The organism is Caulobacter sp. GW821-FHT11E11 (assembly GCF_058808315.1).
In genome coordinates, this window is sequence record NZ_JBXARO010000003.1 from 181187 (window position 1) to 194187 (window position 13001).

The following is a 13001-nucleotide window of genomic DNA, read 5'->3' on the forward strand; positions in this document are numbered from 1 at the left end:
ACTTTTTCTCAACATGAAGCGAACCTGAACAGCGCGGTTCAAATCAGGTTCAGGCAGGCCCCCTTACAACAGACATCAACAGCGCCGCCCAGAATTGGTTTGGGGGCGACGCATCTGGAAAAGGAGTTTGTCATGAAGACCTTCACCAAGACTGCGATCGCCGTCGCCATCACCGGCGCCCTGGTTGCTCCCGCTTCGTCGGCTTTCGCCGCCAGCAAGACCGAACGCGCCATCCTGGGCGCGGTGATCGGCGGCGTGGCCGGCGCGGCCATCGGCGACGGCAAGACCGAAGCGGTCGCCATCGGCGCGGTCGCCGGCGCGGCCCTGGGCGCCACCACGGCCAAGAAGAAGAACAACTATGGCTACGGCTATCGTACGGCCCCGCGCTACCAGCAGAGCCGCGGCTACGACAACCGCTACTACGGCCAACGTAGCCACCAGAACAGCCGCTACGCCTATGACCGTTACGGCAACCGCTACGACGCCCGCGACTACGGCTATCGCCGCTAGTCCCCCAGTTCGCTTCGCGTATCGCCGCTAGAGTTCCGATCCCTCCCCTAGCGTGCAGACTGCGCCGCCCGGTCCAAACCGGGCGGCGCTTTTTCGTGCCCCCGCACCTAATCGACGTTCGGTTGACCTAGGCCGCTTTCGCGCGGGCGAAATCTGCTATAGCCCCCATCTAAGAGGACGGACGGTCTTTAACCCCTGGCGCTTGAAGCTGGGCTAGACCTTCTATCCGGGCACTTAGGGAGCGCACGCGAACGAGATGGCTGCATCCGGCATCGCCGTTCGAGGACCACGCAGCCTGCTGCGGCAGATTCGCGAGGCCATGGCCGGCGGCGGTCCCGCCCAGGCCAAGCTGGACATGGTGGTGCGCACCATCGCCATCTCGATGGTGGCCGAAGTCTGCTCGATCTATCTGCGCCGCGCTTCCAACGATCTCGAACTGTTCGCCACCGAGGGTCTGGCCCGAGAGGCCGTCCACGTTACGCGGCTGGGCCCGGGCGAGGGCCTGGTCGGCGAGACCATGCGCCTGGGCCGGCCGCTGAACCTGTCGGACGCCGCCAGCCACCCACAGTTCTCGTACCGCCCGGAAACCGGCGAAGATCCGTACCACGCCTTCCTGGCCGTGCCGCTGCTGCGCGGTGGTCGAGCCATCGGCGTGCTGGTCGTCCAGAACCGCACCGAGCGGGTCTATGACGAGGAAGAGGTCGAGGACCTCCAGATCATCGCCATGGTGCTGGCCGAGATGGTCAGCTCCAGCGAGCTCTTGGGCGCCGACGAGCTCAAGGACGTCGAGCTGGCGCCGCACAAGCCCGAGCGGCTGAAGGGTTCGCGCTTCGCCGAAGGCCTGGCCTACGGCGTGGCCGTGCTGCACGAGCAGCCGGTGGTGCCCGAGACCCTGCTGTCCGACGACGCCCTGGCCGAGGAAGCGCGGCTCTCCTACGCCATCGAGGCCCTGCAGACCCAGATCGACCAGATGCTGGAAGGCCAGCACGGCCTGGTCGGCGCCTCGTATGAGGTGCTGGAGACCTACCGCCTGTTCGCCCACGACCGGGGCTGGAACCGGTCGCTGAATGAAGCCGTGCGTTCGGGCCTGACCGCCGAGGCCGCCGTCGAGCGTGTCCGCTCCGAGCACCGCGCCCGCCTGGGCCAGGCCCGTGATCCTTATCTGCGCGAGCGCCTGCACGACCTGGAAGACCTGAACGACCGGCTGCTGCGCCACCTGTCGGGCGACGTGCACCACGTGCGTCAGCTGCCCGACGACGCCATCCTGATCGCCCGGAACCTGGGGCCGGCCGACCTGCTGGAATACGACCGCACCAAGCTGAAGGGCATCCTGCTCGAAGAGGGCAGCGCCGCCAGCCACGCCGGCATCGTCGCCCGCGCGCTGGACATCCCCTGCGTCGGCCGCCTGGCCGGCCTGCGCGACCGGGTCAGCGAGGGCGACCCGGTGGTCGTCGACGCCGAGACGGCCGAGGCCTGGCTGCGGCCGCGTCCGGACGTCATCAAGGCGCTGAAGGCCCGGATGGAGGTCCGCGCCCAGCGCAAGGCCGAGTTCGCCCGCCTGCGCGACACCCCGCCGATCACCAAGGACGGGGCCAAGATCACGCTGCTGATGAACGCCGGCCTGGCCGTCGATCTGGACATCCTGGCCGAGACGGGAGCGGAGGGCATCGGCCTGTTCCGCACCGAGTTCCAGTTCATGGTCGCCGAGGAACTGCCGCGCCTGGAGGCCCAGACGGCGCTGTACGAGAAGGTGCTGGACGCCGCCGACGGCATGCCGGTGACCTTCCGCACGCTTGACCTGGGCGGCGACAAGCTGCTGCCGTACATGGAGCTGGAGCGCGAGGACAATCCGGCCCTGGGCTGGCGCGCCGTGCGCATGGGCCTGGACCGTCCGGCCCTGCTGCGCATGCAGATCCGCGCCCTGATCAAGGCCGCCAACGGCCGGCCGCTGCGGGTGATGTTCCCGCTGGTGGCCAATGTCGACGAGTTCCGCGCCGCCCGCGCCTTCGTCGACCAAGAAGTGGCCTGGGCCCAGAAGCGTGGCCGCGCCGCGCCGGCCCGCCTGGACGTCGGGGCGATGATCGAGGCCCCGTCCCTGCTGTGGCATCTCGACGCACTGCTGCCGATGACCGACTTCGTTTCGGTCGGCACCAACGACCTGATGCAGTACATGTTCGCCGCCGACCGGGGTAATCCCAAGGTCTCGGACCGCTACGACCCGCTGTCGCCGGCGGCCCTGCGCGCGCTGAAGACCATCCAGCAGGCCTGCGCCGACACCGGCACGCCGGTGTCCGTGTGCGGCGAGATGGCCGGTCGTCCGCTGGAGGCCTTCGCGCTGGTGGCCCTTGGATTCGAAGGACTTTCCATGCCGCCGGCCGGTATCGGCCCGGTCAAGCAGATGGTCCTATCGTGCGATCGCGAGGCCGCTCGCCGCAATGTCGAGGCCCTGCTGAAGGGCGCCGGCGGATCCTTGCGCGGCGAGATCGAAACCTTGGCGCGCAAGCTCTACGTCGCGGTCTAGGGGCTATTTGGAAGAAAAGCTTGGCCGTTAACCAAGCGTCACCGTTTAGTCCATTGAATCCGGCTACTTAGTTTGTTATCCCAAACACTTGTTAAGACCTCCGTGCCATACGGAGTGGGGGAGTGCGTCGCGCTTCGCGCGCGGCGCGATTTTGGGGGCGTATAGTCAAGTCATGCCGCTGGATACGGGCAACGTGAGACGTCTGCATCTCGTCGCCGACGCCGACACGGATGATACGCCGGTCGCCGTCCATCATCCGTCGATCGATGAGGGCGCCGACGTGGGCATGGCCCTCAAGTCGGCGCGGGAGTTCCGCGGCCTCACCACCCAGGACGTGGCCGACGCGACGCGCATCCGTCAGAGCTATATCGAGGCGCTGGAAGACCTGCGCTTCGACGACCTGCCTTCGCGCCCGTTCACCATCGGCTATGTCCGCGCCTATGCCGGCCTGCTGGGTCTGGACGCCGAGGCCGCCGTGGCCCGCTTCAAGAACGACGCGCCCGAGAACGACGGCGCCGAGCTGCGCGCCCCGGTCGGCGTGCGCCGCGAGCGTGATCCGCGCTTGGCCCTGATCTTCGCCGGCGGCCTGCTGGTGGTGGGCGCCATCCTGCTGTGGAACGTCGCCCAGCGCGCCATCGCCAAGGACGAGCCGCCGGCCCAGGTGGCCCCGGCTGCCGCCTCGACCCAGGTCCAGGCTCATGCCAGCAACAACCAGGTCGCTCTGGGCGCGCCGCTGCCGGCTCCGGTCGAGAGCACCACGCCCGAGCCCTACAAGACCCCCGGCCTCGACGACGCCGCCGCCAACGGCGGTTCCGTCGACGCCGCCAAGGCCGCCGCCAAGGTCCGCGCCGAGGCCGACGCCAAGGCTGGCGTGGTGGATCCGGCCAACCAGTTCGTGGTCGGCTCGCAGTTCAAGCCCAAGGGCCAGATCCTGGGCGCGACGCCGCAGGAAGCCTCGGGCGTGCTGATCCAGGCCCGCAAGGCCGGCGCCCTGACCGTGCGCCGCGCTGATGGCTCCATCCACATGACCCGCTGGCTGTCGACCGGCGACGCCTATCGCGCGCCGGCCACGCCGGGCCTGATCCTGGACGTCGTCGAGCCGTCGCTGTTCGAGGTCTATTACCAGGGCCGCCTGACGGGTCACCTGACTTCGAACCAGACGGCCGTGGCCAAGCTGATCCCGCCGGCGCCCGCGCCGGTGGCCGCGGCTCCGGTGGCGGCGAAGCCAGCCACGCCGGTTCGGCCGCAGTAGTTTTCTCGCAAGGGCGAAGGGCGGGTCTTCTATCCGCCCTCAACACCCTCTAAATTAGCGCCATGGCCGCAGACCACACGCACGTCCGTCCCTGGCGCATGATCACGCGCCGGCAATCGCGCAAGATCCGCGTCGGCAATGTCGAGGTGGGCGGCGACGCGCCGATCACCGTCCAGTCGATGACCAACACGCTGACCAGCGACGCAGCCGCCACGCTGGAGCAGATCCGTCAGCTGGAAGAGGCCGGGGCCGATATCGTCCGCGTCAGCTGCCCCGACACCGACAGCACGGCCGCGTTCAAGACCATCGCCCGCGAGGCCAAGGTCCCGCTCGTGGCCGACATCCACTTCCACTACAAGCGCGGCATCGAGGCGGCCCAGGCCGGCGCGGCCTGCCTGCGGATCAATCCGGGCAATATCGGCAGCCCCGACCGCGTGCGCGACGTCATCCAGGCCGCCCGCGACCACGGCTGCTCGATGCGCATCGGCGTCAACGCCGGCTCGCTGGAGCGCGAACTGCTGGAGAAGTACGGCGAGCCGTGCCCCGACGCGATGGTCGAGAGCGCGCTGAACCACGCCCGCATCCTGCAGGACCACGACTTCCACGAGTTCAAGATCTCGGTGAAGGCGTCCGACCCGTTCATGACCGTGGCGGCCTATTACCAGCTGGCCGAGGCCATCGACTGTCCGCTGCACCTGGGCGTGACCGAGGCCGGGGCCCTGCGCACCGGCACGGTGAAGTCCTCGATCGGCATCGGCTCGATGCTGTGGGCCGGCATCGGCGACACCATCCGGGTGTCGCTGGCCGCCGATCCCGTCGAGGAGATCAAGGTCGGCTTCGACATCCTGAAGTCGCTGGGCCTGCGCCACCGGGGCGTCAACATCATCGCCTGCCCGTCGTGCGCGCGGCAGGGCTATGACGTCATCAAGACCGTGGAAGCGCTTGAGGCGCGGCTGGCCCACATCTCGCAGCCGATGTCGCTGTCGATCATCGGCTGCGTGGTCAACGGCCCAGGCGAGGCGCTGATGACCGACATCGGCTTCACCGGCGGCGGCGCGGGCGCGGGCATGGTCTACATGGCCGGCAAGCCCGACCACAAACAGTCCAACGACGGCATGGTCGACCACATCGTCGAGCTGGTCGAGAAGAAGGCCGCCGAACTCAAGGCCGCCGACGACGCCAAGGCCCTGGCGGCGGAGTAGCCCTAGGCGTCGTCCGCCATCACCCTCACCAGGTCGACCAGCTGGCGGCGCACGCGGCTGGTTCCGATGCGCGGGAACAGCGTGGCCAGTTGCAGCCCTTCGGACGTGTGCAGGAAGGTCTGCACCGTGCGGTCGGCCTCGCGGCCGGCGCCGTCGGGTCCGGCCGCCTCGACCGGGTCGGGCAGGCCGTCGAAGAAGAAGCCGATGTCGGTCTTCAGCAAGGTCGCGATCTGGTAGAGCTTGGACGCGCTGATCCGGTTCTCGCCGCGCTCGTACTTCTGCACCTGCTGGAAGGTCAGGCCCAGGTCGTCGGCCAGCTGGTCCTGGGCCACGCCCAGCAGCCTGCGCCGCAGCCGCACCCGCTCTCCGACATGCAGGTCGATCGGGCTGGGGCGCCGTCCTTCGGTGGCCATGTCCTTGGGCATTTTCAGTCTCTCCGTACACGCCGGAAAGAACCCGATTGCTGCGGTGCAACTAGGGCGGCTCTGTAACGGCTATGTATCAAGTCGAGCGGGAGTAGCGGACGGCTGGCGCAGAGTTGGGCCGGCAGGATCGATGACCAGCCGGAAGGTCTCAAGATCGGGTCCGGCCTTCGCGTCGACGTCGCTGAGGACGATAGTCAGCTCCAGCACGTCCTCGCGCCCCTGTGGCGTGTGGCGCGACAACCGCCGGCTCCGGGTCACGCGCAGACGGTGCTGCTCCAGGAAGTCCGACCGCAGAAACAGCGCGCTCCATTCGTTCAGGTCAGCCTCGCGCATCGCTTGCAACATCAGCGTGGCCAGGTACCGCGTCCTCTGCGCGAAGGGGCCGGTCCTGGACAGGCGCTCGGCCTGGCGTCCGATCAGCGTCCAGAACGTCGCGCCGCTGGCGCCCAGCTGGGCCAGGTCGCGCAGGCTGACCCGAAGCTCGCGGTCGGACACCAGGCGCGACACCACCGTGGCGGTGTCGGCCATCTCGGCCACCATCAGGCGGCTGAGGTCGCGCATATCGACTGGCGTCAGCGCGCCGGTCGGCGGCGGCGGGCGGAGCGCGCGCTCGTCGACGAGGAAGCGAAGGGGCCCGCGATCACCCTGCGCGTGCAGCTTGCGGCGCTTTTCATGGTTGAGCGGCTCGATTTCCCGGACGCGCCAGCCCAGCGCCTCGAGCAGCCGCCAGACGGTTCCGAAGTAGCCCCGTTCGGGATGGTAGGTCGGACGCAGGCCGGGGGCGATTAGGACGGCGGCCGCGAACCGGGTCTCCAGGGGCGAGGGAAGCTGCCAGCGCAGATGATCGAAGAACACGGACGAATAGTCTGCCGGCGCGGTGCTCGTTCTCGGCTGCCCCATGCGGCGACCGTCATCCATTTCCAGCCCATAGCGTGTCGCCCAGGCATACAGCTGGAGCCAAGGGAACGGCGAGGTAGGCGTCTTGCGCGCGCTCAAGAAGACCAAGCTGCGCGCTTTCGCGGAGAAGCGGCGGAGATTGGTCCAGTCCGACGCGAAGTAGATGATCGCGTCCCGCAGTCCGGTCGGAAGTCTGCGCGACATCCTGCCTGGACCGCGCCCGGTCAGCGGGCTGTCCTCACGCAAGGCGGGGACCAGAACGCGCGGCAGGTCGCCCTCCCGGATCCGATCGCGCTCCTCTTCGGGAAAGAACGCATGATCCACATGCGCCAGCACAATGAGATCAATCGAAAGTCCCGCCATCGAGCGCGTAAGGATATCGGCGACGTCATGTTCGGCGATGATCAGCTTCGCGCCGTCGAAATGCGCGGCCTCAATGAAGAAGGCGTCGGTCTGCTCGGCGCCGAAGAAGAACCTGACGCGGCGCAGGGCGATGGCGTCCACGGCCAGGCTCCACGGCCGATGTCCCGGGGCAAAGACCAGCGCTATCGGCTCGTCATCGTCCGGCGACGACTGCGGCGGCGCCTCGTCCAGCAGGGTCGTCTTGTCGATGCGGACCCGGGTCAGATCCAGATTGGGTAGCAGCATGCCGCGCAGGTCCTGGCCGCGCAGGTCTGCGCCGTCGAAGCGCGTGCCGATGTAGAAGGTGCGCGGATCGGCGCCGGCGATGCGCGCCAAGGCGCGTAGGTCGCCGGTGTCGGCGCATAGCACCCGCTCCAAGACGGCCAGCCAGTCGTCTTCGTCGGCCGGGCTCATTCGTCTTCCCCGACGGTGATCTCGGACAAGCACATCTGGGCGTAGGGGTCGTCCAGCGCGCCGTGCATCAGGCCCGCCTTGAGCAGGCGATCGCGGATGACCGCCTCCGCGGCCGCCAGGCGGAGGCGGTGGGTGGGCGATCGGGTCAGGGACGCCCACCGTGGCTCGTCCAGCAAGACAATCTGGCTGATTTCGAGATCCTCGCGCAGGCATCGGACCTGGACGCGGACGCTGGGCTCGATGCCGCGTGACGGATCGCGGCGCAGGTCCAGAAACTTCAGTCGAGGCGCCTTGTTGGCGTTCCACGGATGGCCGTCCAGCGGCTCGCCGGCGATGGCGGGCGTGACGATCCAGCGGTGATCACCCTCTTCCGTCAGGCTCTGGCTGATGTTCATCGCGCCACCCTGGCGGGCGATGGCCACGCTCAGGTCGCGCGCGACGGATGCGCCCAGCTCGGCCTTGGCGCCCAGATCGCCCTTCACCCCTCCGAGGCCGGCCTTCACGCCCAGCTTCGCCTGGGCGCCGGTCCTGCGTCTGACCTTGCGGGTCTCTTCGGCCCTGATCTTGACCGCCGAGCCCTCGCCGCGCGCCACGGAACCGCGATCGACCCTGGCTGGCTCGGTCTTTGGGATGATCACCACGACTTCGGCCCGTCGCAGGCTAAGGCGAAACCGCGCGCGCTCTTCCGCTCCGCCACCCACCCGCGCCGTGCCGAAGGCGACGTCGACATGCAGGCTGATCCCGGCCTGGCCATCGGTCGTCAGCCGCCAGGCCTCCAGGCTGACGATGTCGGCAAGCGCGCGCTTGCGGTTGTGGTCGGCCATGATGGTGTCTCCCGAGCGCTCACCATCGTCTCCAGGTTGCGCCGGGGCAAGTGATCGCTATCGAAGGAGAGCTTTGGGCAGCAAGGCCGCGATCCGCGCTTCGCCGGTCAAGGACTGGGGACGACCTGGCGGGCCCAGGAGGTCGTCGCCGGGGAAGCCGGGCGGCGGGCCACCGGACGGCGGACCCCTGAAACCCTCGGCCCGGGGGCGGGCGTTGCGGTCCACGACCACGTCGAAATCGACCCGGAAGCGGCCTGCGCCCTCGGCCACGGCGGCGAAGGTCGCCTCGCCGCCTTCGCGGGCGATGAAGTCGTTGCTGTTGAGCGTGTCGCGCGTGCGGCCGCGTTTGTAGTCGGCGGCCTGGACGTAGAGGAACTCGTTCAGGGCGTCGGGCAGGAAGACCTGCGAGGTCAGCAGGGTCTGCTGGCCCAGCCAGACCTTGTAGTGGATGTGGGTGGTGCGGCCCTCGTACCAGCCCGGATAGACGGTGCGGAACGTTGCCGCGCCGCCATCGTCCACCGGTTGGACGCCGCGCAGGAACCGCGCCGCCTTCAGGGCCGCTTCGGGCTCGCGGCCGGGGGCGTCGCCGAAGCCGGAATAGCGGCCCTGGGCGTCACAGTGCCAGACATCCACCCGCGCGCCCGGCAGGGGCGCGCCCAGTTCGTCGAAGACGTGGAAGCGCAGCGCGACCGCAACGCCCGGCAGGCCCTCGGCGATGTCGGCCCGCACCGGCGCGCCGGCCAGGTAGTAGGGACCCTCGGTGACGGCCGGCGTCAGCTTGGGGCCGGCATTGAGGCGCGGCGCGGCGGTCGCGCCGCTGGCGCCGGCCACGAGGCCCAGCGCCAACAGTCCGCGTCGATGAAGGTCGGCCATGGTCGTTCCCGTCGTTGTCGTCCAACAGGGAATGCCGCGTGGTCGTGGCGCCGCGAGGGCCGGGTTCGTTTCCAGCCGGTCGCAGGCGGAAAGGTTAGGCGGTCGTCGCCGCGACCTTCGGGCGACGATGCTCCGGCGGGGGAGGCGGCGGCGGGGCGGGGCAGTGCTGGGCCAGGAACTCGCCATGGCCGGGCAGGGTGGCGACCTGGGCCTTCACGATCGGGGCCGAGCGGTCCAGGGTCTGGCGGATCACCTCATAGGGCGTGGTGTCGACCAGTTGCTGGTAGCGCTTGGGCCGCACGCCCATGCCCTCCATCACCGACTGCCAGGACGGGGCGCGGAACATGTCATCGACGCCGTCGCGCAGCGTGCCGGTCTCGCGGAACAGCTCCATGCGCTCCTTCAGGCTCTGGGGCGGCTGGACCTGCTGGTACTCGCGCCAGAACGGCGTGTCGTCGCGCTGGGTGGTCTGGTAGTGCAGCACGATGAAGTCGCGGATCTCTTCGTAGTCGGCGGCCATGCGGCGGTTGTACTCGGCCTGCAGCGACGGCGCGAAGTGCCGGTCGGGGAAGAACCGCAGCAGATAGTCCATGCCGCGATAGATCAGGTGCAGGGCGGTCGACTCCAGCGGCTCGATGAAGCCGCCGGCCAGGCCGATCGCCACGCAGTTCTTGTTCCACAGTTTCGTGCGCATGCCGGTCTTGAACGGCACCAGCCAGGTGTCGGTGATCGGCTCGCCCTCGACCTGGCTCAGCAGCACGTGCCGGGCCTCGTCGTCGCTGATGTACTTGCTGCAGAACACGTAGCCATTGCCGGCCCGGTGCTGCAGCGGGATGCGCCAGCGCCAGCCGAAGTCCTGGGCCGCCGCCAGGGTATAGGGATGCGGCTCGCGGATGTTCTGGGTCTGCACCGTGATGGCGCGGTCGTTCAGCAGCACGTCGGACCAGTCCAGGAACGGGGTGTCCATCGCCTTGCCGTTCAGGATCGAGCGGAAGCCCGAGCAGTCGATGAAGAGGTCGCCGGCCGCCTCGTGGCCGTTCTGCAGGATCACCTTCTCGATCGTGCCGTCATTGCGGGTGACGACCTGGTCGACGATGCCCTCGACGCGCTTGACGCCACGCTCCTCGGAGAACTTGCGCAGGAACTTGGCCACCAGGTTGGCGTCCAGGTGCAGGGCGTAGCTGGAGCCCGACAGCATGGTCTCGCGCAGGGCGCCCGGCGGCATGAACTTCCACTGGTCGGCCATCAGCGTGGCGGGGGCGAAGTCCTGCAGGGCCGACGGGTGGCCGTTGGCCTTGGCGCGCAGCCAGCACTGGTAGAACTCGTGCGGACCGATGGGCCCGCCGATCTGGCCGAACGGGTGGTAGTAGACCTCGTCCTTCTTGCGCCAGTTTTCGAAGCGGATGGCCAGCTTGAAGGCGGCCTGGGTGGCCTGGATGAACTCGCGCTCGTCGACGCCCAGGCTGGAGATCAGCTGCAGGAACGGCGGGATGGTCGACTCGCCCACGCCGACGGTGCCGATCTGCTCGCTTTCGATCAGCTCGATCTCGCAGTCGCCTTCGCGGAAATAGTGGCTGAGCATGGCGGCCGAGATCCAGCCGGCCGAGCCGCCCCCGACGATGACGATCTTCTGGATGGCGTTCGGGTTCTTGTCGCTCATCGGATACTCCCCTGCGTACTTTTGTTGTTGTTCTAGTCGACCGCGATCAGGGCGCGGTTCCAGGCGATCAGCGGCGCGGCGGAATCCAGCCGATGCCGGGTGGCCGTGACGATGAACACCGAGTGGGTCTGGGCCTCGACGATCTCGTCGATGGCGCAGGCGGCGCTGGCCAGGCCCTGGCGGTACTCAGGCGGCGCGTCGGAGCTCAAGTCCCAGCGGTCGGCGCTGAAGCGCTCATGGGCCAGGGACGGACCGCCGAACCGAACCGCCTCGTCCTTGTCGGCCGCGCCCAGCAGGGCGATCGACAGGGCCGGGCGGCGCAGGAAGATGTCGTGGCAGCCGGCTTCCTTGCGCACGCAGAACAGGAAGCGCGGCGGGTCCACCGAGAGGCCGGTGATCGAGCTGACCAGCAGGCCCCTTGGGACGTCGCCATCCCAGCAGGAGACGATGGCGACGCCGCTGGCCAGGTGCGCCAGCACGTCCTTGAAGTCCGTCGACGGCAGAGGCGCGGGCGCGAGCGCCGTCGCGGGGCTCATGCTTTAGCCCCGGCCGGGACGAGGTCGTCATCCTCGTCGTCGTTCAGCGCGCCCAGCTCGCCGCGCGCGCGGGCCTGCTTGCCGTAGACCTGCTCGAACAGTGGCGAGGTCATCAGGGTGGTGACCAGCGCCATCACCACCAGCATCGAGAACAGCGCCGGGCCGATGATGCCCTTCTGCAGGCCGATGTTGATGATGATCAGCTCCATCAGGCCGCGGGCGTTCATCAGCGCGCCGATGCCCAGGGCCGTGGCGTTGTCCTGGCCGGTGAGGCGCGCGGCGGCCCAGCAGGCCCCGCCCTTGGCCAGGATCGAGCCGGCCAGGATGACCAGGGCGACGGCGGCGAGCGACCAGCTGTTGAGCAGGTTCATCTGGGTGTTGAGGCCCGAGAAGGTGAAGAACATCGGCACCAGCAGGGCCACGGTCAGCGGCTCCAGCGACGTCTTCAGCTCGCGGGTCAGCACGCCCCGCGGCATGGCCGCGCCCAGCAGGAAACCGCCGAACACCGAGTGCAGGCCCGCCGCGTCCATGGCCCAGGCGCTGAGCATGAACAGCATGACCACCACGCCCAGCAGCGGCGGGGTGACCTTGCCCTCGCGCTCGGCCCAGCGCCCCAGCGGCGCCAGCAGCCTGGGGCCGACGGTGAGCATGAACAGCGCGAACAGGCCGCCGCCGATCACGGCCTTCAGGGCCACGGCCGGGCCGCCGCCGAAGCTGGCCAGCACGATGGCCAGCACCGTCCAGGCGCCGGCGTCGTCGATGGCGCCCGACGACAGGGCCAGCGAGCCCAGCGGGGTCTTGGTCAGGCCACGCTCCTGGATGATCCGCGCCAGCACCGGGAAGGCGGTGATCGAGATCGCCGCGCCCATGAACAGCATGGCCTGGAAGGTCTGCACGCCCTTGCCGAACAGGTTCAGGCTCATCAGCCACGGCGTCAGGGCGATGGCGACCAGGAACGGCGCGACCATGCCCGACAGCGACACGGTCACGGCGCTCTTGGCGTTGGCCTTGAAGTGGTCGGCGCGGAAGCCCACGCCCACCAGGAACATGTAGAGGCCCACGCCCAGCTGGGCGCCGACGAAGAGGACCGACTTGGTCTCCTTGGGGAACAGGTGGTGCTGCAGCTCGGGGGCCAGCAGGCCCAGCAGCGACGGGCCCAGCACGATGCCGGCGATCATCTCGCCGATCACCTGGGGCTGGTCGAAGAACCGCTTCAGCAGCCAGCCAAAGGCGCGGCACGCGGCCACGATCACGGCCATCTGCAGGAAAAAGGCTACGCTCAATTCGGCTGGCGTCACAGCATCCCCCTGGTCTTTGCGCCGCCTTGAGGCGGTCGCGTTTCTTCCCTGAGGCCGACGCTAACAGCCTGAAAATTCAACTGGCAAGCCGATTTTGGACAACGTTGTCATTTTGAGTTTTGTAGTTACGTACCTACAATTCTTGAATTGAGTGGTAGGCATGGACCTAGGTTCGCGCGCCACGCGA

The 13001-nt window shown here is 68.6% G+C and carries 11 protein-coding genes; 4 read left to right on the plus strand and 7 right to left on the minus strand.

Annotation, left to right across the window (positions count from 1 at the left end; all coding sequences use genetic code 11):
• Positions 1–132: 132 nt before the first annotated feature.
• The 4 genes from AC1RR5_RS08155 (at position 133) to ispG (ending at position 5485) form a co-directional block, all read left to right on the plus strand.
• Positions 133–510, plus strand: coding sequence for a YMGG-like glycine zipper-containing protein (locus AC1RR5_RS08155; RefSeq protein WP_492920785.1), 378 nt, complete (start codon positions 133–135; stop codon positions 508–510).
• Positions 511–766: 256 nt separating this feature from the next.
• Positions 767–3031 (plus strand): phosphoenolpyruvate--protein phosphotransferase, encoded by a 2265-nt coding sequence (gene ptsP, locus AC1RR5_RS08160; protein WP_492920786.1) that lies wholly within the window; start codon positions 767–769, stop codon positions 3029–3031.
• 172 nt (positions 3032–3203) lie between these two features.
• On the plus strand, positions 3204–4283 hold the full coding sequence (locus AC1RR5_RS08165; RefSeq protein ID WP_492920788.1) for a helix-turn-helix domain-containing protein: 1080 nt from the start codon (positions 3204–3206) through the stop codon (positions 4281–4283).
• Positions 4284–4345: 62 nt separating this feature from the next.
• Complete coding sequence (gene ispG / locus AC1RR5_RS08170) at positions 4346–5485, plus strand: flavodoxin-dependent (E)-4-hydroxy-3-methylbut-2-enyl-diphosphate synthase (RefSeq protein ID WP_492920790.1); 1140 nt, start codon at positions 4346–4348, stop codon at positions 5483–5485.
• Positions 5486–5487: 2 nt separating this feature from the next.
• Here the strand turns inward: ispG and AC1RR5_RS08175 are convergent, their stop codons facing one another.
• The 7 genes from AC1RR5_RS08175 to AC1RR5_RS08205 form a co-directional block, all read right to left on the minus strand.
• Positions 5488–5910 carry a helix-turn-helix domain-containing protein gene (locus AC1RR5_RS08175; RefSeq protein ID WP_492920792.1) on the minus strand — a complete coding sequence of 141 codons (423 nt, stop codon included), beginning with the start codon at positions 5908–5910 and terminating at the stop codon, positions 5488–5490.
• A gap of 69 nt (positions 5911–5979) precedes the next feature.
• Positions 5980–7623: a hypothetical protein gene (locus tag AC1RR5_RS08180; protein WP_492920794.1), complete on the minus strand. Its 1644-nt coding sequence runs from the start codon at positions 7621–7623 to the stop codon at positions 5980–5982.
• Positions 7620–8447 (minus strand): hypothetical protein, encoded by an 828-nt coding sequence (locus tag AC1RR5_RS08185; RefSeq protein WP_492920795.1) that lies wholly within the window; start codon positions 8445–8447, stop codon positions 7620–7622. Before AC1RR5_RS08185 ends, AC1RR5_RS08180 begins: the two co-directional genes overlap by 4 nt.
• A 57-nt stretch (positions 8448–8504) precedes the next feature.
• Entirely contained in the window at positions 8505–9320 is an 816-nt protein-coding gene (locus tag AC1RR5_RS08190) for an intradiol ring-cleavage dioxygenase (RefSeq protein ID WP_492920796.1), read from the minus strand.
• A 94-nt stretch (positions 9321–9414) separates the two neighbouring features.
• Positions 9415–10980, minus strand: a complete 1566-nt coding sequence (locus AC1RR5_RS08195) for a tryptophan halogenase family protein (protein ID WP_492920797.1) — start codon at positions 10978–10980, stop codon at positions 9415–9417.
• 32 nt (positions 10981–11012) lie between these two features.
• Complete coding sequence (locus AC1RR5_RS08200; protein ID WP_492920798.1) at positions 11013–11516, minus strand: flavin reductase family protein; 504 nt, start codon at positions 11514–11516, stop codon at positions 11013–11015.
• Positions 11513–12799 (minus strand): cation:proton antiporter, encoded by a 1287-nt coding sequence (locus AC1RR5_RS08205; RefSeq protein WP_492920799.1) that lies wholly within the window; start codon positions 12797–12799, stop codon positions 11513–11515. Before AC1RR5_RS08205 ends, AC1RR5_RS08200 begins: the two co-directional genes overlap by 4 nt.
• Between the last annotated feature and the right edge of the window lie 202 nt (positions 12800–13001).

Excerpts from the sequence above, each read along its gene's own strand:
- ptsP (WP_492920786.1), top strand. The coding sequence starts at position 767 with ATGGCTGCATCCGGCATCGCCGTTCGAGGACCACGCAGCCTGCTGCGG.
- AC1RR5_RS08165 (WP_492920788.1), top strand. The coding sequence starts at position 3,204 with ATGCCGCTGGATACGGGCAACGTGAGACGTCTGCATCTCGTCGCCGAC.
- AC1RR5_RS08190 (WP_492920796.1), bottom strand. The coding sequence starts at position 9,320 with ATGGCCGACCTTCATCGACGCGGACTGTTGGCGCTGGGCCTCGTGGCC.
- AC1RR5_RS08200 (WP_492920798.1), bottom strand. The coding sequence starts at position 11,516 with ATGAGCCCCGCGACGGCGCTCGCGCCCGCGCCTCTGCCGTCGACGGAC.
- AC1RR5_RS08180 (WP_492920794.1), bottom strand. The coding sequence starts at position 7,623 with ATGAGCCCGGCCGACGAAGACGACTGGCTGGCCGTCTTGGAGCGGGTG.
- AC1RR5_RS08155 (WP_492920785.1), top strand. The coding sequence starts at position 133 with ATGAAGACCTTCACCAAGACTGCGATCGCCGTCGCCATCACCGGCGCC.
- AC1RR5_RS08175 (WP_492920792.1), bottom strand. The coding sequence starts at position 5,910 with ATGCCCAAGGACATGGCCACCGAAGGACGGCGCCCCAGCCCGATCGAC.
- ispG (WP_492920790.1), top strand. The coding sequence starts at position 4,346 with ATGGCCGCAGACCACACGCACGTCCGTCCCTGGCGCATGATCACGCGC.
- AC1RR5_RS08195 (WP_492920797.1), bottom strand. The coding sequence starts at position 10,980 with ATGAGCGACAAGAACCCGAACGCCATCCAGAAGATCGTCATCGTCGGG.
- AC1RR5_RS08185 (WP_492920795.1), bottom strand. The coding sequence starts at position 8,447 with ATGGCCGACCACAACCGCAAGCGCGCGCTTGCCGACATCGTCAGCCTG.